Source organism: Nocardioides perillae, assembly GCF_013409425.1.
GTDB lineage: Bacteria > Actinomycetota > Actinomycetes > Propionibacteriales > Nocardioidaceae > Nocardioides > Nocardioides perillae.
In genome coordinates, this window is record NZ_JACCAC010000001.1 from 809,612 (window position 1) to 833,675 (window position 24,064).

The following is a 24,064-nucleotide window of genomic DNA, read 5'->3' on the forward strand; positions in this document are numbered from 1 at the left end:
CTCGGTCGGTGCCCCAGGGCCGGGGAGGTCACGTGGACCTCCCCGGCGGGGGCGGTGCGGGTCGCTCATCGCTCAGGAGAGGCTCTCGACGGCCTGGGTGAAGGTCTCCCAGGACTCGTCGGGCGCGGCACCCTCGTCGACCCGCTGGATCGCGGTCTGGAAGAGGCCGAGGATGTCGGAGTACTTGTCGCCCTTGTAGGGCCGGCCGGGCTCGACCGCGGCGGCGCGGTCGGCGAGGATCACCGCGGTCGGGGCGTCGTTGAAGTAGGGGTCGGTCGCACCCGCCTCGGCGAGGCTCTGCTGGGCCTCGACATTGGCGGGGTAGTTGCCGGCGGCCTCGAAGGCGGCGAGCTGCTGCTCGGCGTCGGTCAGCCAGTCGGCGAACTGCTTCGCCTCCTCCTGGTGCTGCGACGTGGCGGGCACGGCCAGGTAGGAGCCGCCCCAGTTGCCGCCCCCGCCGGGGAAGGCGTTGACGATGTCCCAGCCCTCCACCTCCGGCGCGTTCGACTTGATGTTGGAGAACATCCAGCCGGGGCAGGGCATGGTGGCGAACCCGTCGTTGGTGAAGTTGGCCGTCCAGTCCTCCTTCCACTGCACGACGCGCGGCGAGAGCGTGGAGGAGTAGGAGGTGACGGTGTCCCAGACCAGCTCGAGCTCGGGGTTCTCCACGTCGACCGTGCCGTCCTCGGTCTGGAAGGGGAACTCGGCCTGGTTCAGCATCGCCTGGGCGATGGAGCCGCTGGAGTCGTACCACTTCGTGCCGGGCAGCGCTGCCGTGAGCTCCTCGCCGGCGGCGAAGTAGGAGTCCCAGGTCTCGAAGATCGCCTCGACCTCCTCGCGGTCCGAGGGCAGCCCCGCCTCCTCGAAGAGGTCGGCGCGGTAGCAGAAGGCCTCCGGGCCGGCGTCGGTCGGGTAGCCGACCTGCTTGCCGTCGGCGGTCTGGCCGTTCTGGTAGGCGTACTCGACCCAGCGGTCCTCGACCGAGGGGTCGGCGAGGTCGACGAACTGGTCCGAGGCACCCTCGGAGAGGAACTGCGGCATCGCGTCGCCCTCGACGGCGACGATGTCGGTGAGCCCGGACCCCGCCTGCAGCTTCTGGGTCAGCGCCTGCTTCCACGGGTCCCAGTCGGCGATCTTGGTCATCTCGACGGTGAACGGACGCTCGGGGTCGGCGTTCCACTGCTCGATCAGCTGGTCGTAGCCGAAGTCGCTGAAGGTTGTGATGGTGAGGACGTCGTCCTGACCGAGCGGCGTCTGGGCGGCCTCCGACCCGCCGCCGCAGGCGGCGGTCAGGCCGGTGACGAGCGCCAGGGCGGCACCGACGGTGACCCCCCGTCGAGTGGTGAACTGTCGCATCTGGGTGCTCCTGCCGATCGAACCGTGGTGGAACCGTTTCCACCCCTGTGGCCGTCAACGTATGACCGGCGTCACAGCGGCGTCAAGGGTCTCGCTGAAAGTAGAGGACTCCGAGGGCTAGGGTGCGGTGCAAACGTTTCCACGAGAGAGCGTCGACGCGGGCGCTGCCGGACCGGATCGCAGGAGGTCGCCATCGACGCGCACCAGCTCACCGACGTCGTCACGCACCACGGGGAGGGCATCTGCTGGGACCCCGTGGCTGCCCGGCTGCGGCTCGTCGACGTCTTCGCCGGCGACCTGCTCACCCTCGGCAAGGGCAACAGCAACGGCAACGGCAACGGCAACGGCGACGTCGCGTCCCGCTGGCACGTCGGTGCCGTGGTCGGGGCGTGGCGGCCGCGCACCGGCGGCGGGGTGGTGGTCGCCGTCGACGCGGGCTTCCGCCTGCTCGACGCCACGGGACGGGTCGAGTGGGCCTCGTCCGCGGTCCTCGGCCCGGGCCTGCGCTGGAACGACGGGGGGTGCGACCGGGACGGCCGGTTCTGGTGCGGGTCGATGGATGTCGAGGCCCGCGCCGGGCGCGGCACGCTGTGGCGCCTCGACCCCGACCGCGAGGTCGCGCCGACGCTGACGCACCTCACCGTCCCCAACGGGCTCGTGTGGTCCGTCGACGGGAGCCGCGCCTTCCACGTCGACACCCCCCGGGGCACCGTCGACGTGCTGGCGCACGACCGGGGCGCCGGGACGCTCTCCGGCCGGCGCCCCCTCGCCCGGGTGTCCGGCGGGCACCCCGACGGCATGGCCCTGGACGCCGACGGCGGCCTCTGGGTGGCGCTCTGGGGCGGCGCGGCGGTGCACCGCTACGCCGCCGACGGCCGCCTCACCGCGGTGGTCGAGGTCGACGCCGTCCAGGTCTCCTCCTGCAGCTTCGGCGGCCCGGGCGACACCCGCCTCTACGTCACGACGTCGCGGCAGGGGCTGGGCGAGACCGAGGACCCCCGGGCGGGTGCGGTGTTCGTCGTCGACGTGGGCGTCGAAGGGGCCCCGGTCGCGACCTGCGGCTCCTGACCCTGCGGCTCGTGACCCTGCGACGGGTGACCCGGCGGCGGGCAGGAGCACGACAGCCGGACCCGAGGGGGTCCGGCTGCCGGTGACGCGAACGTCGTGGGTCGGGCTGACAGGATTTGAACCTGCGGCCTCCTCGTCCCGAACGAGGCGCGCTACCAAGCTGCGCCACAGCCCGATCGTGACCGTCCAGGCTCACGAGCACGGCGAGCATACCCGAGCGGTGCCGGGCCGCCACATCGGCCCCCGGTGCGTGGTCAGGCGTCGCGGGGCACCCAGGTCATCAGAGTGGCCTCGGGGCGGCAGGCCACCCGGAACCGCACGTAGGGGCTCGTGCCGAGGCCGGCCGAGACGTGCAGCCAGCTCGACCCCGGGGCGCCGGGCGGCGCGTCCGCCGGGTGCCGGTGCAGCCCCCTGGCGCGCGCGGTGTCGAGGTCGCAGTTGGTGGTGAGGGCACCGATCCCGGGCAGGCACACCTGGCCCCCGTGGGTGTGGCCCGCGACCACGACGTCGTAGCCGTCGCGCGCGAAGCCGTCGAGCACCCGCAGGTACGGCGCGTGCGCCACCGCCACGCGCACGTCGGCCGCCGCGTCGGCCGGGCCGGCGACGGCGGCGAGGTCGTCGTAGCCCAGGTGGGGGTCGTCGACCCCGGCCAGGGCGAGCTTCAGACCGCGCACGTCGAGGTGCCCGGTCGCGTTGGTCAGGTCGCACCAGCCCCCCTCGACCAGCGCGCGCGTGAGCGCGGGCCACGGCAGCTGCGGCACGTCGGTGTGGCGGGTGCCGTCGTCGGGCAGCAGGTAGCGCACGGGGTTGCGCAGCGTCGGGGTGAAGTAGTCGTTGGAGCCCAGCACGAAGACCCCGGGCACGTCGCGCAGCGGGCCGAGGCAGTCGAGCACCACCGGCACGGCGGCGGGGTGCGCGAGGTTGTCGCCCGTGCTGACGACGAGGTCGGGCGCGAGGTGGGCGAGTCCGCGCAGCCACTCCTGCTTCGCGCGCTGCCCGGGGGTCAGGTGCAGGTCGGAGAGGTGCAGGACCCGCAGCGGCTCCGCGCCAGGCGGGAGCAGCGGGACCTCCACCCGCCGCAGGACGAAGGCCCGCGCCTCCCACGCGGCGTACGCCGTCAGCGCGGCGCCGCCCGCGGCCGCCGCGCCGAGGGCGCCGAGGGTGCGGGAAACCGCGTGGGGGAGCACCCGCCCAGGCTGCCACAATGGCCGGCATGAGCGCCCTCAAGGACCGCATCCGCGCCGACCTCACCACCGCCATGAAGGCGCGTGACGACCTCACCTCCTCGACGCTGCGCATGGTGCTGACCGCCATCACCAACGCGGAGGTCGCCGGCAAGGAGGCGCGGGAGCTGAGCGACGACGACGTCGTGACGGTCCTCGCGAGCGAGGCGAAGAAGCGCCGCGAGGCCGCGACCGCCTTCGAGGACGCCGGCCGCGCCGAGATGGCCGAGCGCGAGCGGGCGGAGGCCGAGGTGCTCGCGGGCTACCTGCCCAGCCAGCTCTCCGAGACCGAGGTGGCCGACCTGGTCACCTCGACCATCACCGCCCTCGGCGTCCAGGGCGAGGGCATGAAGGCGATGGGCAAGGTCATGGGCGCGCTGCAGTCGCAGGTCAAGGGTCGCGCCGACGGCGGGGTCGTCGCGGCCGAGGTGCGGCGCCAGCTCGGCTGACCGGAGGGCGCCAGCTCGGCTGACCGGAGGCCGGGTCAGCCCCGGCCGCCCCCGTTGCCGCCCCCGTTGCCGCCGCCGTTGCCGCGGCCGCGACCCCGGCCGCCGTCGCGGTCACCGCCGCCGCCACCGCCGCCGGCACCGCCGCCCCCGCTGGGGGCGGGCTCGGGCTCGGGCACGGTGCCGGTGGACTGGTAGAGCAGGACGGTGTCGCCGCTGGAGAGCTCCTCGCCCGCCGACGGGAAGGTGAAGAGCACCAGGCCCTCGCCGAGGGTGGAGTTGCGGTAGCCGCCGAGGGAGGTGGTGAAGCCGGCCTCCTCGAGGCGGGCACGGGCCTCGTCGGCCGTCAGCCCGGCGACGTCCGGGATCGGGGTGAGCACGCCGGCGATGTCGGTGCCCGAGGGCTGCACGAAGTCCTCGTAGTCGAGCGAGTCGTCGATGGCCTGCATCGCCCCGGCCCACATCGGACCGGCGAAGCCGGAGCCCGAGGCCGAGGAGATGTAGTCGCCGCCGATGACCTGGCCCGCCAGCCCGATCGGCGAGCCGAGCTCGTTGGCGCCCGCGATCATCGCGGCCGCGGCCAGGTTGGGCGTGTAGCCGACGAACCACACGGACTTGCCGTCCTGGGTCGTGCCGGTCTTGCCGGCGGACGGCTGGTCGAGCTGCAGGCCGTTCTGCGCGCCGAAGCCGAACTCCTGCACCCCGCGCAGCACGTCGTTGACGGCGTCGGCGGTGGCCGACGGCATGACCTGCTTGCAGTCGGGGCGGTACTCCTTGAGCACGTTGCCGCGGGAGTCCTCGATCGAGGTCACGGGCTGGCTGGCGCAGTGCAGGCCGCGCCCGGCGAAGGTGGCGTAGGCCTCGGCCATCTCCAGCGGGCTCGCGTTGGCGACGCCGAGCGGGAAGCTGGGCACCAGCTCCGCGGCGTCCGGGTTGCGCGGCTGGGTGAGCTCGACGCCCATCGACTTCGCGAGCTGGAAGGGCTCGCAGATGCCGGTGCGCCGGATCAGCTCGATGTAGAAGGTGTTCACCGACTGCTGGGTGCCGCGGTAGAGGTCGAAGGTGCCCGCGCCGGTGCTGTTGCCGACGGGGTACTCGCCGAAGTAGGTGTCGCTGGGCCGGCAGCCCTCGAACTCGGTGAGGTCGAAGGTGCGCTCCTGCGGCGACTCGATCTGCGTGGTCAGCGGGATGCCCTGGTTGATCGCTGCGGCGAGCACGAACGCCTTGAAGGTCGAGCCGGCCTGGAAGCCGGCGGAGTCGCCGAGCCGCTCCGGCACGACGTAGTTGAGGAAGGTCTCGCCCTCGGCCTTCTTGCGACCCATCGGCCGCGACTGCGCGATCGCGCGGACCTCGCCGGTGCGGGGCTCGACGAGGGCCAGCCCGCCGATGGCCTGGTCACGCTGGAAGACCTGGGCGCTCACCGACTCGTCGGCCGCGCGCTGCATGCTCTGGTCGAGGGTGGTGCGGATCGTGAAGCCGCCGCGGCGCAGCAGGTCGCGGCGCTCGGCCTGCGTCTCGCCGAGCGCGGGGTCGCGCACCAGCGTCTCGATCACGTAGTCGCAGAAGAACGGCGCCACCGTGCCGACGCAGCCGTTGCTGGTCGCGGTGACGTCGAGCCCGAGGTTGCGGGCCTTCACCTTCTCGGCACGCTGCTCGGTGATGACGCCGAGCTGGGCCATCCGGTCGAGCACGACGTTGCGGCGGGCCATCGCGCGGTCGGGGGAGTTGGTGGGGTCGTAGCCGGTGGGGTTCTGCACCAGCCCCGCCAGCAGCGCGGCCTGGCGCAGGTCGAGCCGCTTCGCGTTGACCCCGAAGTAGTGGCGCGCGGCGGCCTGCACGCCGTAGACGCCGTCGCCGAAGTAGGCCGTGTTGAGGTAGCGCTCGAGGATCCAGTCCTTGGAGTAGCGCTCCTCGACGGCGATCGCGTAGCGCAGCTCGCGCAGCTTGCGGGCGTAGGTCTCCTCGGTGGCCGCCCGCCGCTCCTCCTCGGTGTCGGCCTGCTGGGCCAGCGTCAGCTTCACCATCTGCTGGGTGATCGACGACCCGCCCTGCACGACCTCGCCGCTGTTGGCCTGGTTGGTGATGAGCGCGCGCAGGGTGCCCTTGAGGTCGAGCGCGCCGTGCTCGTAGAAGCGGTAGTCCTCGATCGAGACGATCGCCTTCACCATGATCCGCGCGACCGAGCGCAGCGGCACGTTGACGCGGTTCTCGTCGTAGAGCGTGGCGATCACCTCGCCGTCGCGGTCGAGCACCTGGGTGCGCTGCGGCAGCGCCTCGGTCTCGAGCTCGGCCGGCAGCTCGTCCATGCTGCGCGCCACCTGCTGCGCGCCCAGGCCGAGCACGCCCACGAACGGGACGGCCAGGCCGGCCACGACGACGCCGAGGACGGCGGCGACGGCCAGCATGACGCCGAGGTGGGAGGCGATCCGGCCGGCGGGCAGCGGCGACGGGCCGCGGTCCGGGGAGGGGGTCGACATGCTCTCCACTGTACGAGGCGGCGGCGCGGAGTAGTCATTTGTGACTACGTCGATGCGTCCGACAAGCCGTGCCAGCAGGGGTGGCGCCGTCACTACCGTCGTCCGCAGGGGTCACCCGGGACCGGCGACATGGGGTCGCACGAGTCCCACCGGATGGATGTGGGGACATCATGTGGGTCGAGGATTGGGCCAGTGCGGCCGCGTGCCGTGAGCAGTCGCCGGACCAGCTGTTCGTGCGCGGAGCCGAGCAGAACAAGGCCAAGACGGTCTGCGCGGGCTGCCCCGTGCGCACCGAGTGCCTCGCCGAGGCGCTCGACAACCAGATCGAGTGGGGCGTCTGGGGCGGCATGACCGAGCGCGAGCGCCGGGCCCTGCTGCGTCGTCACCCCGACCGCTCGTGGCGCCGGGTCCTCGAGACCGCCCGCGAGCAGCACGCCGAGCTCAGCGTCTCCTGACGCCGACCTGAGGCGGGCGCCCTCAGGTGCCGGCGAGCAGGTCGCCGACGCGGCGCAGCCCGTCGAGGTCGTGCACGTCGCTCGCCAGCGCCGGCACGACCGCCGTCGGCACCGTCGGGTGCGCGGCGGCGAAGCGCTCGCAGAGCCGGCGCTCCCGCTCCACCGTGCGGGTGGCGTCGGCGTGCAGCCGCAGCAGCGCGGCCGCGACCGACCCCGGGTCGTCGCGCCGCAGCCGCGACGCAGCGGCGGTCGCCTCGTCGGCCGGCAGCGCGACCGCCGGTGCCGGCGTCGCCCGGTTGACCACCATGCCGGCGAGCGGCATCGCGTCGTCGTCGAGGCGCTCCACGAAGTACGCCGCCTCCCGCAGCGCGTCGGGCTCCGGCGCCGCCACCACCACGAAGGCCGTGCCGTCGGCCTGCAGCAGCTCGTAGGTCGACTGCGCGCGGGCCCGGAAGCCGCCGAAGAGGGTGTCGAAGGCGGCCACGAAGGTCTGCAGGTCGCGCAGCACCTGCGCGCCGACGATCTTGGTCAGCGCGTTGGTCACGAGCCCGAGCCCGGCGCTCACCACCCGCGCCGGCCCGCGGGCGGGGGCGAGCAGCAGCTTCAGGAAGCGGCCGTCGAGGAAGCTCGACAGCCGCTCGGGGGCGTCGAGGAAGTCCAGCGCCGAGCGCGAGGGCGGGGTGTCGACCACGATCAGGTCGTAGGTGCCGGCCACGCGCGCGTCGCGGTGCACCTGCCCCAGCTTCTCCATCGCCATGTACTCCTGCGTGCCCGCGAACGAGCTCGACAGCGCGACGTAGAACGGGTTCTGCAGGATCTGCTGCGCCTTCTCGGGGCTGGCCTGGCTCTCGACCACCTCGTCGAAGGTGCGCTTCATGTCGAGCATCATCGCGGCCAGCGAGCCGCCGGCGGCCGGGTCGACCCCGGCGACGGGACGCGGGGTGTTGTCGAGCTGCTCGATGCCCATCGACTGCGCCAGCCGGCGCGCCGGGTCGATGGTGAGCACGACGACCTTGCGCCCCCGCTCCGCGGCGCGCAGGGCGAGCGCGGCGGACGTGGTGGTCTTGCCGACGCCGCCCGAGCCGCAGCACACCACGATGCCGGTCGCGGGGTCGTCGAGCAGGGCGTCGACGTCGAGCACCGGCGCGGTGCCGGTGCCGGCGCCCGTGCCGCTGCGCACGTGCGCGCGCCGCGGCGTACGCACGCCGTCGCCGCTGCCGGAGCCCCTCGCGCGCTGCCTCACGCCATCCCCTGCTCCCGCAGCGCGGCCGCGAGCTCGTAGAGCCCGCCGAGGTCCACGCCGCCGACGAGGCGGGGCAGCTCGTACGACGGCACCCCGAGGTCGGCGACCAGCCGGCGCTGGGCGTCCTCGAGCGCCCGACGCTCCGCGTGGTCGCGGGCCGCGGACACGAGGTCGTCGACGAGGAGGTCGGGGCCACCGTCGGGCGCGAGACCGGCGCTGCGCAGCTCGGCGCCGAGGGCGTCGCGGTCGAGCGTGCCGGCGCGCGCGGCCGCCAGGGCGGACCCGGCGAGGTCGCCGGGGCGCACCAGGTTGACCACCACGCCGCCGACCGGCAGGCCCGCGACGCGCAGCTCGGCGATGCCGTCGCCGGTCTCCTGCACGGGCATCTCCTCGAGGACGGTCACGAGGTGCACCACCGTACGGCCGCCGCGGAAGAGCGCCATGACGTTGTCGGCCTGGCCCTTGATGGGGCCGACCCGCGCGAGGCCGGCGAGCTCGCCGTTGACGCCGAGGAACTGCGTGATCCGGCCGGTGGGCGGCGCGTCGAGCACGACGGCGTCGTAGTGCTGCGCGCCCTTGTTGCGCGCGTTGCGCTGGGCGGCCTCGTAGACCTTGCCGGTGAGCAGCACGTCGCGGACGCCGGGCGCGATGGTGGTGGCGAACTCGACCACGCCGAAGCGGTCCAGCGCACGGCCGGCACGACCCAGCTTGTAGTACATCGCGAGGTACTCGAGCAGCGCCGACTCCGCGTCGACGTGCAGCGCGTGCACCGTGCCCGCGCGGCCCTCGGGCCCCGGCAGGCCGGTCGCCAGGCGCCGCTCCTCGTAGGGCAGCGGGTCGACGTCGAACATCCGGGCGATGCCTTGGCGCCCCTCGACCTCGCACAGCAGCACGTGGCGGCCGTGGCGGGCGAGCGCGAGCGCCAGCGCGGCGGCCACCGTCGACTTGCCGGTGCCGCCCTTGCCGGTGACCACGTGCACCTGCGCCTTCGGCCAGTCGCTCACGGTCGCGAGACTAGCGAGCCGGTGCGCGGTCGGGTTGACCGCGGCTCGCGCGCTGGCTTGGATCGGGGGGCCCCGGCGCCGGCCGCGGGAGGGACGAGGAGGGCTCGTGGACAAGGTGGTGGCCAGCGCCGCCGAGGCGGTCGCGGACGTGCCGGACGGCGCGACGCTCGCGGTCGGCGGCTTCGGGCTGTGCGGCATCCCGTCGGTGCTGATCGAGGCGCTGCTCGCGCAGGGCGCGCGCGACCTCGAGGCGGTCTCCAACAACTGCGGTGTGGACGACTGGGGTCTCGGGCGGCTGCTGGCGGCGAAGCGGATCCGCCGGATGGTGTCGTCCTACGTCGGGGAGAACAAGGAGTTCGCCCGGCAGTACCTCGCCGGCGAGCTCGAGGTCGAGCTGACCCCCCAGGGCACCCTGGCCGAGCGGATGCGGGCCGGCGGGTCGGGGATCGCCGCCTTCTTCACCCGCACCGGCGTCGGCACGCAGGTCGCCGAGGGGGGCCTGCCGTGGCGCTACGACGACGCCGGCGGGGTCGTGGTGGCCTCGCCGCCGAAGGAGGTGCGGACCTTCCAGACGGCCGACGGGCCGCAGGAGTTCGTGATGGAGGAGGCGATCACCGCCGACGTCGCGCTCGTGCGGGCCTGGCGCGGCGACCGGCACGGCAACCTCGTCTACCGCGACTCGGCGCGCAACTTCAACCCGCTCGCCGCGATGTGCGGGCGGGTCACGGTCGCGGAGGTCGAGGAGCTCGTCGAGCCCGGTGAGCTCGACCCCAACCTCGTGCACACCCCCGGCGTCTTCGTGCAGCGGGTGGTCGCGCTCACCCCCGAGCAGGCGGCCGACAAGAGGATCGAGAAGCGCACCGTGCGCCCGCGTCCCGACACGGCCGGCGCTGCCGCGGCCGGGGCCGGCACGAGCGGGCAGGAGGCCTGAGATGGCGTGGACGCGTGAGCAGATGGCGGCCCGGGCCGCCCAGGAGCTGACCGACGGCTCCTACGTCAACCTCGGCATCGGCTTGCCGACGCTGGTGCCCAACTACGTCGCCGACGACGTCGAGCTGGTGCTGCAGAGCGAGAACGGCATCCTCGGCGTCGGCGCCTACCCGGTGGAGGGGGAGGAGGACCCCGACCTCATCAACGCCGGCAAGGAGACCGTCACGCTGCGGCGCGGGGCGTCGTTCTTCGACTCGGCCACGAGCTTCGGGATGATCCGCGGCGGCAAGGTCGACGCCGCGATCCTCGGCGCGATGCAGGTGAGCCGGGCCGGCGACATCGCCAACTGGATGATCCCCGGCAAGATGGTCAAGGGCATGGGCGGCGCGATGGACCTCGTCCACGGCGCCAAGAAGGTCGTCGTGCTGATGGAGCACGTGGCGCGCGACGGGTCGTACAAGATCGTCGAGGAGTGCTCGCTGCCCTACACCGGCAAGCGGGTGGTGCAGCGCATCATCACCGACCTGGCGGTCGTCGACGTGCTGCCCGACGACGGGGGCCTGCGCCTCGTCGAGCTCGCGCCCGACGTCACCGAGGACGAGGTGCGAGCGAAGACGGAGCCCGAGCTGGCCTGAGCCGCTGCTTGCGGGCGGCGCGCCCCCTCTGGTGGGGTGGGCGGATGGCCGACCTCGGGACCGACAGCACCAGCGACCCCGTCCGCCCCGGCGGGCCGGCCGAGGGGCCGCCGCCGCGGTGGAAGGTGGTGGGGCCCGGCCTGGTGGTCGCCGCGACCGGCGTCGGCGCCGCCGACCTGGTCTCGACGCTGGTGGCGGGCTCGCAGTACGGCTACACCCTGCTGTGGGTGGCCGTCCTCGGCACGCTGCTGAAGGTGGTGCTCGTCGAGGGCGCCGGGCGCTACTCCCTCGCCACCGGCCGCACCGTCTTCGAGGGCTGGCGCAGCCTGGGGCGGTGGACGGCGTTCTACTTCGCGCCCTACATCGTCGTCTGGGGGCTGGTGTACGGCGCGACCGCGATGTCGTCGACCGCGCTGCCGCTGGTGGCGCTCTTCCCGGACCTGTCGCTGCGCTGGACCGCGGTCGTCGCCGGGCTCGTGGGCCTGGCCCTGGTGTGGTTCGGCAGCTACCGCGCGGTCGAGGTGCTCATGGCCGTGCTGGTCGGCACGATGTTCGTCGCCGTCGTCGGCGCGGCGCTGGTGACGACGCCGAACCTCGGCGAGGTCCTCGCCGGCTTGCGTCCGGTCGTGCCCGACGGCGGGCTGGTCTACGTGCTCGGCATCGCCGGCGGCGTCGGCGGCACGATCACGCTGGCGGCCTACGGCTACTGGCTGCGCGAGCGCGGCTGGGACACCCCGCGCTTCATGCGGGTGATGCGCATCGACAACGGCGTGTGGCCTACGCCCTCACCGGCCTCTTCGTGGTCGCCATGCTCGTCGTCGGCGCGGAGCTGCTCTACTCCGCCGGCATCGCGATCGACTCCGGCGACCAGGGCCTGGTGCAGCTGAGCGACGTGCTGGACGAGCGTTACGGCCAGGTCTTCGGCACGGTCTTCCTCGTCGGCTTCTTCGCCGCGTCGCTGTCGTCGCTCATCGGCGTGTGGAGCGGGGTGAGCCTGATGTTCGCCGACTTCGTCGGCAACCTGCGGGGCCTGCCGTCGGGCCACCCCGACACCCGCACCGGCGGCCGGTGGTTCCGGGCCTACCTGCTGTGGCTCACCTTCCCGCCCATGCTGCTGCTCCTGCTCGACCGGCCCGTCGGGCTGATCCTCGCCTACGGCGCGCTCGGCGCGATCTTCATGCCGTTCCTCGCCGTCACGCTGCTGATCCTGCTCAACCGCAGCGGCGGCGGGGCGACGGCGGCCACGGAGACCTCGGTCGTGCCGCCGCAGTGGCGCAACGGCTGGGTCTCCAACGCTGGTCTGGCGCTGTGCGCCGTGCTCTTCGTCGCGCTCGCCGTCAACGAGCTGCGCGAGCTGCTGACGCCCTACGTCTGAGGCCCGCGCACGGGGTCGGGGTCGGGGTCGGGGAGGTTGCCGGAGAAGCGCTCGACGGCAACCCGGACGGCGACGCGGTCGGGGTTGGGGCGCGGCTGGCGGTAGCGGGCGGCGTAGCGCTGCTCGGCCTCGGCCACGACGGCGGGGTCGTCGCTCACCGTGCCGAGACCCTCGAGCGACGACCACCACCGGCCGTCGACCTGGCAGACCGCGACCCGGTGCTCGCCGGGGGAGGCGAGCACGCGTGCCTTCACCGAGGTGCGCGAGGTGACGCCCCACGCGAGGCCGCCCTCGGGGTCGAGCACGATGCCCATCGGCGTCACGTGCAGCGAGCCGTCGCGGCGCACCACGGTGACGGTGCACAGGTGGCGCGCGCGCCAGAAGGCGAGGTGGGCGGGGTCGTCGAGCGCGGTCGGTCGGCGGGGCACGCCCTCCAGTCTGGCGTGTGGCCTGGCACACCACCCCGCTGGTGCGGTTTCGCGACCGGGGCGCGTCCCGTTAACGTCGAAGGTCGGTCGCCGCCCCCGTCCCCTGGTGGGGTGCGCGGCCCGGCGCGCCGCCTCGACGCGACGACCTCGCCGTCCCGCCGGTGCGCCACCTCCCCTGCGACCGCACGACGGAAAGGGACACCGTGACGACCAGTCCGCCGACCAGCCCGCCCACGCCGCCCGCGCCGGGCGACCCCGGCCGCCGCCCCGCCGAGGGCGGCTCGCCCGCCGACCGCCCCTCCCGCCGTACGCCGGGGGGTGCCGGGCTGATCCGGGCACCGCGCGTCTTCGTCCCCGCCGCCGTGCTGCTGGTGGCCTTCGTGGCGGTCGCCCTCGCCATGCCGGGCCGGCTCGGCGAGGCGTTGACCGCGGCCAACACCACGGTCGTCACCGACCTCGGGTGGTACTACGTCCTGCTGGTCACGGGGTTCGTCGCCTTCGCGGCCTACGTCGCGCTCTCGCCGCTCGGCAACGTGACGCTGGGCAAGGACGACGAGGAGCCGGAGTTCGGGCTGAAGTCGTGGTTCGCGATGCTCTTCGCGGCCGGCATGGGCATCGGCCTGGTCTTCTGGGGCGTCGCCGAGCCGCTCAACCACTTCACCTCCCCGCCCCCGGGCACGCCCGCCGGCGAGCCGGCGGCCGCGCGCGCCGCGATGGACGTGACCTTCCTGCACTGGGGCCTGCACGCCTGGGCCATCTACGTCGTCGTCGGCCTCGCGATCGCCTACGCCGTGCACCGCAAGGGCCGGCCGGTGTCGATCCGGTGGGCGCTCGAGCCGCTGCTCGGCAAGCGCGTCGACGGCTTCTGGGGCGACGCGATCGACGTCGTCGCGATCGTCGGCACGCTCTTCGGCGTCGCCACCTCGCTCGGCTTCGGCGTCACCCAGGTCGCCGCCGGCCTCGGCTACCTCGACGTCGTCGACGAGCCCACCGACACGCTGCTCGTCGGCTTGGTCATCGCGATCACGGCGATCGCGATGGTCTCGGTGCTCAGCGGCGTCGACCGCGGCATCAAGTGGCTCTCGAACCTCAACATGGGCCTCGCCGCGCTGCTGGTCGGCGCCGTGCTGCTGCTCGGCCCGACGGTCTTCCTGCTCAGCGACTTCGTGCAGCAGATCGGCTCCTACCTGCAGGGCTTCCTGCGGCTGTCGTTCAACACCTACTCGTTCCAGGGCCAGGCGGGCGAGGACTTCCTCGCCGGCTGGACGACCTACTACTGGGGCTGGTGGATGAGCTGGGCGCCCTTCGTCGGCGTCTTCATCGCGCGCATCTCGCGCGGTCGCACCGTGCGGCAGTTCGTCGCCGGCGTGATGCTCGTGCCGACGCTGGTGACGATGCTGTGGTTCGCCGTCATGGGCGGCACGGCCCTGCACCGCGAGATCTTCGGCGGCGGCGGCCTCGTGGGCGAGGAGGGGGTCGACACGAACCTCGCTCTCTTCCAGATGCTCGACGGACTCCCGCTCGGCACGCTGCTGAGCGTGGTCGCGATCTTCCTGGTGGTCGTCTTCTTCGTCACCAGCTCCGACTCGGGCTCGTTCGTGGTCGACATGATCGCCTCCGGCGGCGACCTCGACCCGCCGCGGTGGAGCCGCGCCTTCTGGGCCTCGCTGCAGGGCGTCATCGCCATCGCGCTGCTGCTCGCCGGAGGGCTGTCGGCGCTGCAGACGATGGCGATCCTCGTCGCGCTGCCCTTCAGCGTCGTGATGGTGCTGATGGTGGTCTCGACGACCAAGGCGCTCAACGCCGAGCACCGGGCGGTCAAGCGCCTGGTGCGCCGTCAGCTGGTGGCCGACGTGGCCGACCGGGTCGCGGAGGAGGGCGCCGCCGACGCCGCCGCGAAGGGTGCGGCGCGCACCGGCACCCGTGCGGGCTTCCGGGCGGGCTCGGGCGGCACCGGCCCGCGCTGAGGGCCACCCGGGTCGGGCGGCGCCGCCGCGACGTGCGTCGGCGTCGCCCGGCCCGAGCAGGTCGCCCGGCCCGAGTAGGGTGCCGGGCATGCAGAAGTGGGAATACCTGACCGCCCCGATCCTCACGCACGCCGCGAAGCAGATCCTGGACAACTTCGGCTCCGACGGGTGGGAGCTGGTGCAGATCGCGCCCGGCATGAACCCCGAGAACCTCGTCGGCTACTTCAAGCGCCCGGTGGCGTGAGGCAGCCGTGAGCACCCACCCCGGCACCCACCCCGGCACCCACCCCGGCACCCACCCCGAGGAGCGGCTCGCCGCTCTCGGGCTCGCCGTGCCCGAGGTCGCCGCCCCTGTCGCCGCCTACGTCCCCGCCGTCCGCAGCGGCGACCACGTCTTCACCTCGGGCCAACTGCCCGTGCGCGAGGGCGAGCTGCTGCTGACGGGCAAGGTCGGCGGCGAGGTCAGCGAGGAGGAGGCGGTGGCCTGCGCGCGCCAGTGCGCCCTCAACGCCCTGGCCGCGGTCAAGTCGCAGCTCGGTGACCTCGCCCGCGTGCGCCGGGTGGTCAAGGTCGTCGTCTTCGTCGCCTCCACCCCCGACTTCACGGGCCAGCCGCGGGTCGCCAACGGCGTCTCCGAGCTGCTCGGCGAGGTCTTCGGCGAGGCCGGCGTGCACGCCCGCTCGGCGGTCGGTGTGCCGGTGCTCCCGCTGGACGCGCCCGTCGAGGTCGAGCTGCTGGTCGAGGTCGACCCGGCCCCGGCCGGCTGAGCCACGTGCAGATCCCGCTGCCGCCGGTGCCGCTGCCCGAGGAGGTCGCCCTCCTCGCCCAGGAGTACGCCGCGGGGCGGCGCGAGCCGGTCGAGCCCCGCGACGCCGCGACGGTGGTGCTGCTGCGCCCCGGCCGCCCGGGCGCCGCGACGCCCGGCCCCGAGGTCTACCTGCTGCGCCGCCAGCGCTCGATGGCCTTCGCCGGGGGCATGTGCGTCTTCCCCGGCGGCGGTGTCGACCGCCGCGACTTCGACCGCACGGTCGCCTGGGCCGGGCCCGGTCCCGCAGAGTGGGCCGGCGCGCTCGGCACCGACGAGGAGACCGCCCGGGCGCTGGTGTGCGCCGCGGTCCGGGAGACCTTCGAGGAGTCCGGCGTGCTGCTGGCTGGCGCCTCGCCCGACGAGGTCGTCGCCGACACCACCGGCGACGACTGGGAGGCCGACCGGGTCGCGCTCGAGTCGAGGGAGCTGGCGATGACCGACTTCCTCACCCGCCGCGGGCTGGTGCTGCGCACCGACCTGCTCGGGGTGTGGAGCGGGTGGCTGACGCCCGTCTTCGAGCCCCGGCGCTACCGCACCTGGTTCTTCATCGCGCGCCTGCCCGAGGGCCAGCGCACCCGCGACGTGTCGAGCGAGTCCTCCGAGGTGCTGTGGCTGCCGGCCCGGGAGGCCGCCGACCGCGCCGACGCCGGCGAGCTCGCCATGCTGCCCCCGACCTACCTCACCTGCCTCGAGGTCGGCCAGGCCGCCGGCGTCGACGAGGCGCTGGCGCTCGCCCACGGCCGGGCGGTCGAGATGTTCACGCCGACGGCGGAGCCGGTCGAGGGAGGCTGGACCCTCACCGTGCCCCCCGACCTGCAGGCGCTGGTCGCCGCACGGCGGGCCTGACCCGGTGGCCGGCGAGGTCGCGGCTCCGGGCGCGTGGCACGGCGGTGCCTTCGGCGAGCGCGGCCGGTGCGTGCTGGCCCCCAACGCCGACGTGATGACGCTCGACGGCACCAACACCTGGGTGCTGCGCGAGCCCGGCGCCCGCCGCTCGGTCGTCGTCGACCCCGGCCCGCGCATCCTCGCCCACCTCGACGCGGTGGCCGAGGAGGCCGGCGACGTCGCGGCCGTGCTGCTGACGCACCACCACGCCGACCACGCCGAGGCGGCGCGGGAGTTCGCCGAGCGGGTCGGCTGCGGCGTGCGCGCGCTGGACCCGGCGTACCGCCTGGGCGACGAGGGCCTCGGCGACGGCGACGTCGTCGAGGTCGACGGCCTCGAGGTGCACGTCGTGGCGACCCCGGGCCACACGGCCGACTCGCTGTCGTTCCTGCTGCCGGCCGAGGGGGCGCTGCTGACCGGCGACACCGTGCTCGGGCGCGGCACCACCGTCGTCGCGCACCCCGACGGGCAGCTGGGTGCCTACCTCGACTCCCTCGAGCGGCTGCACGCGCTGGCCGAGGCCCGGGAGGCCCGGTGGGTGTGGCCCGGGCACGGGCCGGTGCTGCCCGACGCGCTCGGGGTGCTCGAGCTCTACCGCGCCCACCGCCGCGACCGGCTCGCCCAGGTCGAGGCCGCGCTCGGCGCGCTGCAGGACGCCGCCGGCGGTGTCGAGGCGCTCGACGAGGAGACGCTGCCGCGGCGCGTCGTCGAGGTCGTCTACGCCGACGTCGACCCGGTGCTGTGGGGGGCGGCCGAGCTGTCCGTGCGGGCCCAGCTCGCCTACCTGCGCGGGCGCTGACGCGGGGCTCGACCGCCGCGGATAGCGTGCGGCCCATGTGGAACGCCACCCCGCCGCCGCCCCAGCCCAGCCTGCCGAGCGAGACCGGCTTCCTGCTGCGCGGCGCCCGGCTCGTGCCGGTCGGTGCGGGCGACGTCGTGCCCGACGCGCCGGTCGACGTGCGGGTGGTCGGTGGTGTCGTCGAGGAGGTCGGCCCGGAGCTGGAGCGGCGCCCCGGCCTGCCCGAGCTGCACGCCGAGGGCCGCTGGCTGGTGCCGGGGTTGTGGGACCAGCACGTGCACTTCGGGCAGTGGACGCTCGCCTCGCAGCGCCTCGACCTCGCCGGCGTCCGGTCGCCGGAGGAGGCCGTCGCGCTCGTCGCCGCGCGGATCGCGGAGCAGCCGGACGCACCCGTCGTCGGCTGGGGCCACCGGGCCGGCGGCTGGGAGCGCGACATGACCGTCAGCGAGCTCGACGCCGTCTCCGGCGAGGTGCCGGTCGTGCTGATCAGCGGCGACGGGCACCACGGCTGGCTCAACACCACCGCGCTCATGCACCTGGCGCTGCCGGTGCGCGACTCGGTGGTGCGCGAGACCGAGTGGTTCGCGGCCTACCCGCGCCTGGCGAGCATCGTCGGCGGCGACGGCACCTCGCCCGAGGCCTACCGTCGCGCGCTCGACGCGGCAGCCGCGCTGGGGGTCGTCGGCATCACCGACTTCGAGTTCGGCGCCGGGTGGCAGGAGTGGACCGGTCGCTGGCACGACGGCTGCGACCGGCTGCGGGTGCGCGTCGCGGAGTACGCCGCCGGCCTCGACGCCGTGCTCGACGCCGGCCTGCGCACCGGCGACGTGCTGCCCGGCGGCGACGAGCGCCTCACCATGGGGCCGCTCAAGATCATCAGCGACGGCTCCCTCAACACCCGCACCGCCTGGTGCTGCGAGCCCTACGCCGACGCCCACCGCCTCGAGCACCCGCGCGGCCTGCCCAACCTCAGCGGCGGCGAGCTGCGCGACCTGCTCGCCCGCGCGCACGCCCACGGGCTCGCGGTGGCGACCCACGCCATCGGCGACGCGGCCACCCGCGAGGCGCTGGCGGCGTACGCCGAGACGGGCGCCCGCGGCTCCGTCGAGCACGCGCAGATGGTCGGCCGCGACGACGTGCGGCGGATGGCCGAGCTCGGCATCACCGCCAGCGTGCAGCCCGCCCACCTGCTCGACGACCGCGACCTGACCGACAAGATCTGGGGCGAGCGCTCGGAGCGGTGCTTCGCCTTCCGGTGGATGCTCGACGACGGCGTGCGCCTCGCCCTCGGCTCCGACGCCCCCGTCTCGCCGCTCGACCCGTGGCTCGCGATGGCCGCCGCGGTCCACCGCAGCGCCGACGAGCGCGAGGCCTGGCACCCCGAGCAGGCGCTCACCCCGGCGGAAGCGCTGCGGGCGTCGGTCGACGGCCAGCCGACCGTGCAGGCCGGCTCGCGCGGCGACCTCGCGCTGCTCGACCGCGACCCGCTCGCGCCCGCCGACTCGGCGGCGGACGCCGCCGCGCACCTGCGCGGGACCCGCGTCGCCGCCACCTGGGTCGCGGGGCGGCTCGTGCACGAGGCGTTCTAGGGGGCCTCGCCCCGGGTCGCCGTCGCTGCGTCATGCGGAGGTGACGCGGTCGCGGGCGGACCGCATGACGCTGCATCGGGGAGGCGTGGGGGCACCGGCGTGAGCGTCATGCGGAAGCGACGTGATGGCGTGCGGAGCGCATGACGCAGGCGAGGGCGACCACCGGCGTACGGCGGCTTGCAGGTGGTGCCCGGCGCCGCGGTGGCGCTGGGGCACCGGCGTGAGCGTCATGCGGAGGCGACGCAGTGGCGTGGGAGGCGCATGACGCTGCATCGGGGAGGCGCGGGAGCACCGGCGTGAGCGTCATGCGGAAGCGACGTGATGGCGTGCGGAGCGCATGACGCAGGCGAGGGCGACCACCGGCGTACGGCGGGCCCTCAGGCGGTGGCGCCTTCGCCCTCGAGGCGGGTGAGGGTCTCGAGCACCAGCTCCGCGACGGCCCGCTGGCCCTCGGCGGTCGGGTGGTAGGCGAGCGCACGCTCCTGGTCGGTGTCGTCGCCGTTGACCCAGGGGTCCTCGGCGCAGACGTCGTGGCCCTCGCTGGCCGTGCCGACGTCGACGAAGGGGGTGTCGGTGGCGCGCGCGGCGCGGCGCAGCGCGTCGTTCAGGGCGAGGTTGACCTCGCGCACGTAGTCGTAGTCGTCCTCGGCCAGGGGCAGCCGGTCGGGGCAGGTGCCGTCCTCGGGCACGAGGACGGGGTAGCCGACGAGCAGCACGGTGGCCTCGGGGAGCCGGTCCTCGATGCCGCGCAGCACGGAGGCGACCCGGTCGCTCGTGCGGCGCAGGTCGGCGAGGAGGGCGTCACCCCCGCCGCGCTGCTGCGCGTCACGGCACGGCGACCCCTCGGGGTCGGCGTCGGCGCGGCGCACGCAGCCGGCCAGGAGGCGCGAGAACACGTCGAAGTCGTTGCCGCCGATGCCCACCGTCACCAGGTCGGTGCCGGGGGTGAGCGCGTCGAACTGCGGCAGGTTGAAGCTGCCGTTGACCGTCGGCTGCGCCCCGATCATCGAGGTGACGTCGGCGCCGGTGCAGCTGACGTCCTGCAGCTCCGCAGCGTCCACCGCCTCCGCCACGAGGCTGGGGTAGTTGCCGCTCGAGCGCAGGCACCCGCTCTGCGTCTCGGTCTCGGGCACCAGGGGTGCGGCGGTGAAGGAGTCGCCGAGCGAGACGTAGCGCTCGACGTCGAGGCCCGGCACCTCCGGGAGCGCGCCGGCGCCCTCTCCGCTGTCCCCGCCGTCCTCGCCCTCCCCGTCGCCGGGGGCGGACGGGTCCGCCGAAGGCGTGCTCGTCGTGGGCGTGGGGGAGGCGGCGGGCTCGTCGGCGCCGCCGCCGCATGCCGAGGCGAGCAGGCCGAGGGCGAGGAGGGGGGCGAGCAGAGCGAGGCGTCGCGGCGACGTCGTGGCAGGGGCGGTCACCCCGTCGAGGCTACGGCGCGGCGGGTGACGCCGCCCGCCCCGCCGCAGCCCGCCCCGCGGCCCCCGCCGTCGCGGACCCCGCCGCCGCGGCCCCGCCGCCGCGGCCGCCGCACTGCTCAGCGCGGCAGCGCGAGCGCGACGGTCAGCTCCAGCACGGTGCGCGGGTCCTCGAGCCGGTCGCCGTACACCTCGCGCAGCTGCCCCATCCGGTAGCGCACCGTCTGCGGGTGCACGAAGAGGTCGGCCGCGACCTCCTCGCGCCGGCCGTGGTGCAGCACCCAGCTGCGCAGGGTGGCCTCGAGCTTCTCCGCGGTGCTCGGGCGCAGGTCGGCGAGCGGCGCCAGGACCCGGGCGCGCAGGTCGGCGAGCGCCTCCGGGTCGGCACCGAGCACGAGCTCGACGAGGTGGTCCTCGGTGTCGACCGGCTCGCCAGGGGCGTCCTCGTGCAGGCCGGCCGCGCGCGCCTGCACGGCACGTGCGCAGGACGTGCGCGCCTCGCGCCACGGCCGCGACGGGCCGACGACGGCGTCGCGCCCGCGCAGCGCGCGTCGCAGCGCGACCCGGCCCGGGCCGTCGGCGTCGGGCACGAGCAGCACCGTCGCCTCCGCGGCGTCCGACCCGAGCGCGGCCCGCACGGCGTCGTCCTGCGTGGCGAGCGTGCGCTGGTCGACGACGCCGAGCACGCCGCCGGCCTGCGCGCGCGGCAGCACCACCGCGGTCAGCGTCCGCGGCGGCGCCCAGTCGGCCTCCTCCGCCTGCCGGTCGAGCACGACCGGGTCGGGGTCGGTCAGGAGCGTGACCGCGAGCCGGTCGAGGCGGCGCTGCCGCGCGCGACCGGTGGTGGCGAGCTCGTCGGCGTGCCCGGAGACGCTCACGGCCGAGAGCTGGTCGATGTAGTCGAAGACCAGCTCGGCGAAGCGGGCGAGGTCGGCCGCCGGCAGGCCGCCGGCCACCGCGAGGGCGGCGAGGTCGCGCCACGCCGTGCGGGCGCCGACGCGGTAGGCCGAGGCGAGCGCGTCCATCGACCGCCCGCTGCGCGCCTCGCCCTGCCCGAGGGCGTACGCCGCCTCGAAGACCGACTCGACGCGGGTGCCGGGGTCGAAGCCCCGGCGGCTCGAGGCGAGGTCGAGGAAGCCGCCCAGCGCGATGCGCACCGCGCTCTCGATCGTGCGGCCCATGCGGCCACGGAAAGGCTCGGAGTAGCTCGGGACCTCGGCGATGATGGTCTCCACGACCCGCTCGGCCACCGCCGGCAGCTGCTCCTGCAGCGTGGAGGTGACGTCGCGGGGGAGCCGGAGCCCGTCGGGTGCGGTGGGGCGTGCGCGGGCCACCTGTGCCTCCTCTTGTGCGCTGAGGACAAGAACGTAGCGCAGGTTCACGCTTGCGGGTCAGGTTGTTGCGCCTCAGGTCGGGGAACCTGGAGTCATGACCACCACCGCCGACCGACCCGCCGCGGTCGCCCCCCGGGTCGGCGCACCGGACCCCTCGCGCCGGCCGCTGGCCCGGCGCCTGGCCGAGCGCGTGCCGCCGACCGTGTCGCGCCGCGCCTGGCGGCTCGCCGAGCTGGCCGTGACGCCGCTCGTGCCCGCCGACTACCTCGACCTCGTCTCGCCGCTGCGCGCCGGCGCCGACCTGCGCGGCCGCATCGAGGAGATCACCCACGAGACCGCCGACGCGGCCACCGTCGTCATCCGCCCCGGCGCCGACTGGCAGGGCCACGTGCCCGGGCAGTACCTCCGCCTCGGCATCGACGTCGACGGCGTGCGCCACTGGCGCGCCTACTCGCTCACCCACGGTCCGCGCGCCGACGGTCGCATCTCGATCACGGTCAAGGCCGTGCCCGACGGCGTCGTCAGCACCCACCTCGTGCGCGAGGCGCGACCCGGCACGCTCGTGCACCTCGAGCAGGCCGCCGGCGAGTTCGTGCTGCCGGTCGAGGGCGGCCGCTTCCTCTTCGTCACCGCCGGCTCCGGCATCACCCCGGTGATCGGCATGCTGCGCAACCTCTTCCCGAGCACCGACGAGGGCGTCCTGCGCCCCGAGCGCAGCGCGGTGCACGACGTCGTCGTCGTCCACGTCGCGCCGACCCGGCCCGACTCGATCTTCATCCGCGACCTCGAGGCGCTCGACGCCGCTGGCGCGATCCGCCTCGTCGCGAGGTACGACGACCAGCACGGCCTGCTCGACGTCGACCGCCTCGACGAGCTGGTGCCCGACCTGGCGGAGCGCCGCACCCTGGCGTGCGGCCCGGCCGGGCTGCTGGACGCCCTCGCGGCCCACCACGAGGCCCGCGGCCTGGAGCTCGTCACCGAGCAGTTCCGCACCGCGCGCGTCGAGGCCGGCGAGGGCGGCACCGTCACCTTCGCCGACGGCACCGTCGTCGAGGCCGACGGCGCCACGCCGATCCTCGACGCCGCCGAGGCCGAGGGCGTGCTCATGCCGTCGGGGTGCCGCATGGGCATCTGCTTCGGCTGCGTCCTGCCGATGACCTCCGGCGCCGTGCGCGACCTGCGCAACGGCGCCGTCACCACCGCCGTGCCGGGGGAGACGAATCCCGACGGCGTGCCCGTCCAGACCTGCGTCAGCGCGCCCGCCGGCGCCTGCGAGATCGCGCACTAGGTCTCGACACGGGCCTGGCGGCCCTGCTCGACCACCGAACCTCTCGACCCCCGCCGCACCGCGACGAACGGAGACACCGATGACCGTCATCACGAAGAAGCCCGAGAACCCGATCGCCCACCTCACCGACGCCGACGTCGAGGCGATCGGCGCGGAGCTCGACGCGATCCGCCAGCGCGTGCTCGACTCGCGCGGCGCGTCGGACGCGGCGTACATCCGGAAGGTCGTCAAGGTGCAGCGCGGCCTCGAGCTCGGCTCGCGCGCGGTGCTGCTCGGCAGCGCCTTCCCGCCGGCGTGGGTGCTCGGCACCGTCGGCCTGAGCGTGGCGAAGATCCTCGAGAACATGGAGATCGGCCACAACGTCATGCACGGCCAGTGGGACTGGATGCGCGACCCCAAGATCCACTCCACCACGTGGGAGTGGGACAACGCCTCGACGGCGGAGGGCTGGAAGCACAGCCACAACCAGGTCCACCACACCTACACCAACATCGTCGGCAAGGACAACGACCTCGGCTACGGCATCATGCGCGTCGACGAGGACCAGCGCTGGCACCCGATGTACCTCGGCCAGCCGCTGTGGAACTTCCTCAACGCGTGCTTCTTCGAGTACGGCATCGCGGCCTACGACCTCGAGCTCGGCAAGAACCTGCGGGTGCCGAAGGAGAAGCGCTCCGAGGAGTTCCGCACCGGCGTCCGCAAGACGCTGCGGAAGATCCGCGGCCAGGCCACGAAGGACTACGTCGTGCACCCGCTGCTGTCGCTGCCGACCGGCTCCTTCCTGCCCACGCTCGCCGCGAACTTCACCGCCAACCTGGTGCGCAACGTCTGGTCGCACTCGGTGATCATGTGCGGCCACTTCCCCGAGGGCGTCGAGACCTTCGAGCGCAAGGCGATCCCGGCCGACGAGACCCGTGGGCAGTGGTACGTCCGCCAGATGCTCGGCTCGGCCAACATCTCCGGGTCGAAGGCGATGCACCTCATGACCGGCAACCTGTCGCACCAGATCGAGCACCACCTCTTCCCCGACCTGCCGAGCAACCGCTACGCCGAGGTCGCGCCGCAGGTGAAGGACCTCTTCGAGCGCTACGGCCTGCGCTACCACGAGGCGCCGCTGCCGCAGCAGGTCGCGAGCGCCTGGCACAAGGTCGTGCGCCTCTCGCTGCCGAACGGCTGGCTCGAGGAGACGACGGTCAAGAACGCGCCGCAGCAGTTGGCGAAGCTGTGGAAGATGACCACCGGCGGCCCCAAGGTCCGCCGTGCGATCGAGGCCCGCGCCCGTCAGGAGGCGCGCCGCGCCGCCCAGGCCGAGCCGGTCCGCGCCGCCTGACCCACGGCGTAC

23 protein-coding genes and 1 tRNA gene are annotated in these 24,064 nt (G+C 74.5%); 15 read left to right on the plus strand and 9 right to left on the minus strand.

All coding sequences use genetic code 11. The annotated features are described in order from the left end of the window. Positions 1-72: 72 nt before the first annotated feature. Entirely contained in the window at positions 73-1,356 is a 1,284-nt protein-coding gene (locus BJ989_RS03790; RefSeq protein ID WP_179517060.1) for an ABC transporter substrate-binding protein, read from the minus strand. Between the two features lie 27 nt (positions 1,357-1,383). Between BJ989_RS03790 and BJ989_RS03795 the strand changes: the two genes are divergently transcribed. Then, positions 1,384-2,424, plus strand: a complete 1,041-nt coding sequence (locus BJ989_RS03795) for an SMP-30/gluconolactonase/LRE family protein (protein WP_343049486.1) — start codon at positions 1,384-1,386, stop codon at positions 2,422-2,424. A 101-nt stretch (positions 2,425-2,525) separates the two neighbouring features. Here the strand turns inward: BJ989_RS03795 and BJ989_RS03800 are convergent. Both BJ989_RS03800 and BJ989_RS03805 read right to left on the minus strand, forming a co-directional pair. Continuing rightward, positions 2,526-2,599: transfer RNA gene (locus tag BJ989_RS03800), tRNA-Pro, on the minus strand. A 79-nt stretch (positions 2,600-2,678) separates the two neighbouring features. Next, positions 2,679-3,611, minus strand: coding sequence for a metallophosphoesterase (locus BJ989_RS03805; RefSeq protein WP_179517061.1), 933 nt, complete (start codon positions 3,609-3,611; stop codon positions 2,679-2,681). A gap of 26 nt (positions 3,612-3,637) precedes the next feature. Here BJ989_RS03805 and BJ989_RS03810 point away from each other — a divergent pair, with 26 nt between their 5' ends. Beyond that, the gene (locus BJ989_RS03810) at positions 3,638-4,096 is read left to right on the plus strand and encodes a GatB/YqeY domain-containing protein (RefSeq protein WP_179517062.1); all 459 of its coding nucleotides are present in this window, start codon (positions 3,638-3,640) and stop codon (positions 4,094-4,096) included. A 35-nt stretch (positions 4,097-4,131) separates the two neighbouring features. Here BJ989_RS03810 and BJ989_RS03815 read toward each other — a convergent pair whose 3' ends face one another. After that, complete coding sequence (locus BJ989_RS03815; RefSeq protein ID WP_179517063.1) at positions 4,132-6,570, minus strand: transglycosylase domain-containing protein; 2,439 nt, start codon at positions 6,568-6,570, stop codon at positions 4,132-4,134. Positions 6,571-6,740: 170 nt separating this feature from the next. On the opposite strand from BJ989_RS03815, the gene BJ989_RS03820 reads away from it, so the two are divergent. Beyond that, positions 6,741-7,025: a WhiB family transcriptional regulator gene (locus BJ989_RS03820; protein ID WP_179517064.1), complete on the plus strand. Its 285-nt coding sequence runs from the start codon at positions 6,741-6,743 to the stop codon at positions 7,023-7,025. A gap of 22 nt (positions 7,026-7,047) precedes the next feature. Here BJ989_RS03820 and bagB read toward each other — a convergent pair whose 3' ends face one another. Beyond that, complete coding sequence (bagB, locus tag BJ989_RS03825; protein WP_343049487.1) at positions 7,048-8,205, minus strand: ArsA family ATPase; 1,158 nt, start codon at positions 8,203-8,205, stop codon at positions 7,048-7,050. A gap of 59 nt (positions 8,206-8,264) precedes the next feature. Beyond that, positions 8,265-9,272 carry an ATPase BagA gene (bagA, locus tag BJ989_RS03830; RefSeq protein ID WP_343049071.1) on the minus strand — a complete coding sequence of 336 codons (1,008 nt, stop codon included), beginning with the start codon at positions 9,270-9,272 and terminating at the stop codon, positions 8,265-8,267. Between the two features lie 106 nt (positions 9,273-9,378). Here bagA and BJ989_RS03835 point away from each other — a divergent pair, with 106 nt between their 5' ends. Genes BJ989_RS03835 through BJ989_RS18140 form a run of 4 tightly spaced genes read left to right on the plus strand, consistent with a single transcriptional unit; the run spans position 9,379 to position 12,212 of the window. After that, positions 9,379-10,203, plus strand: coding sequence for a 3-oxoacid CoA-transferase subunit A (locus BJ989_RS03835; protein ID WP_179517066.1), 825 nt, complete (start codon positions 9,379-9,381; stop codon positions 10,201-10,203). A 1-nt stretch (position 10,204) separates the two neighbouring features. Then, positions 10,205-10,837, plus strand: coding sequence for a CoA transferase subunit B (locus BJ989_RS03840; RefSeq protein ID WP_179517067.1), 633 nt, complete (start codon positions 10,205-10,207; stop codon positions 10,835-10,837). A 44-nt stretch (positions 10,838-10,881) separates the two neighbouring features. Beyond that, the gene (locus tag BJ989_RS18135; protein WP_281363154.1) at positions 10,882-11,724 is read left to right on the plus strand and encodes an Nramp family divalent metal transporter; all 843 of its coding nucleotides are present in this window, start codon (positions 10,882-10,884) and stop codon (positions 11,722-11,724) included. After that, positions 11,646-12,212 carry an Nramp family divalent metal transporter gene (locus tag BJ989_RS18140; protein ID WP_281363155.1) on the plus strand — a complete coding sequence of 189 codons (567 nt, stop codon included), beginning with the start codon at positions 11,646-11,648 and terminating at the stop codon, positions 12,210-12,212. The genes BJ989_RS18135 and BJ989_RS18140 overlap by 79 nt, the downstream gene beginning before the upstream one ends. Here BJ989_RS18140 and BJ989_RS03850 read toward each other — a convergent pair. Next, positions 12,203-12,640 carry a pyridoxamine 5'-phosphate oxidase family protein gene (locus BJ989_RS03850; RefSeq protein WP_179517068.1) on the minus strand — a complete coding sequence of 146 codons (438 nt, stop codon included), beginning with the start codon at positions 12,638-12,640 and terminating at the stop codon, positions 12,203-12,205. The genes BJ989_RS18140 and BJ989_RS03850 overlap by 10 nt on opposite strands. Positions 12,641-12,843: 203 nt before the next feature. Between BJ989_RS03850 and BJ989_RS03855 the strand changes: the two genes are divergently transcribed. From BJ989_RS03855 to BJ989_RS03880, 6 genes are all read left to right on the plus strand, one after another. Further along, positions 12,844-14,607: a BCCT family transporter gene (locus tag BJ989_RS03855; RefSeq protein ID WP_343049072.1), complete on the plus strand. Its 1,764-nt coding sequence runs from the start codon at positions 12,844-12,846 to the stop codon at positions 14,605-14,607. An 88-nt stretch (positions 14,608-14,695) separates the two neighbouring features. Beyond that, the gene (gene sp36, locus BJ989_RS03860) at positions 14,696-14,851 is read left to right on the plus strand and encodes a Sp36 family protein (protein WP_179517069.1); all 156 of its coding nucleotides are present in this window, start codon (positions 14,696-14,698) and stop codon (positions 14,849-14,851) included. A gap of 7 nt (positions 14,852-14,858) precedes the next feature. Next, positions 14,859-15,374 carry an Atu1372/SO_1960 family protein gene (locus BJ989_RS03865; protein WP_179517070.1) on the plus strand — a complete coding sequence of 172 codons (516 nt, stop codon included), beginning with the start codon at positions 14,859-14,861 and terminating at the stop codon, positions 15,372-15,374. A 5-nt stretch (positions 15,375-15,379) separates the two neighbouring features. Continuing rightward, positions 15,380-16,261 carry an NUDIX hydrolase gene (locus tag BJ989_RS03870; RefSeq protein WP_179517071.1) on the plus strand — a complete coding sequence of 294 codons (882 nt, stop codon included), beginning with the start codon at positions 15,380-15,382 and terminating at the stop codon, positions 16,259-16,261. Positions 16,262-16,265: 4 nt separating this feature from the next. Then, positions 16,266-17,099, plus strand: a complete 834-nt coding sequence (locus BJ989_RS03875) for an MBL fold metallo-hydrolase (RefSeq protein ID WP_343049073.1) — start codon at positions 16,266-16,268, stop codon at positions 17,097-17,099. Positions 17,100-17,134: 35 nt separating this feature from the next. Continuing rightward, a complete protein-coding gene (locus BJ989_RS03880; protein ID WP_179517072.1) occupies positions 17,135-18,688 on the plus strand; it encodes an amidohydrolase in 1,554 nt (517 codons plus the stop codon). Positions 18,689-19,065: 377 nt separating this feature from the next. Here BJ989_RS03880 and BJ989_RS03885 read toward each other — a convergent pair whose 3' ends face one another. Beyond that, a complete protein-coding gene (locus BJ989_RS03885) occupies positions 19,066-20,103 on the minus strand; it encodes a GDSL-type esterase/lipase family protein (protein WP_179517073.1) in 1,038 nt (345 codons plus the stop codon). Positions 20,104-20,219: 116 nt separating this feature from the next. Then, the gene (locus tag BJ989_RS03890; protein ID WP_179517074.1) at positions 20,220-21,434 is read right to left on the minus strand and encodes a PucR-like N-terminal domain-containing protein; all 1,215 of its coding nucleotides are present in this window, start codon (positions 21,432-21,434) and stop codon (positions 20,220-20,222) included. A 94-nt stretch (positions 21,435-21,528) separates the two neighbouring features. Between BJ989_RS03890 and BJ989_RS03895 the strand changes: the two genes are divergently transcribed. Together BJ989_RS03895 and BJ989_RS03900 are read left to right on the plus strand one after the other, a co-directional pair. Further along, positions 21,529-22,722 (plus strand): ferredoxin reductase, encoded by a 1,194-nt coding sequence (locus BJ989_RS03895; protein WP_179517075.1) that lies wholly within the window; start codon positions 21,529-21,531, stop codon positions 22,720-22,722. 79 nt (positions 22,723-22,801) lie between these two features. Further along, positions 22,802-24,052 carry a fatty acid desaturase family protein gene (locus BJ989_RS03900; RefSeq protein ID WP_179517076.1) on the plus strand — a complete coding sequence of 417 codons (1,251 nt, stop codon included), beginning with the start codon at positions 22,802-22,804 and terminating at the stop codon, positions 24,050-24,052. Positions 24,053-24,064: the final 12 nt, after the last annotated feature.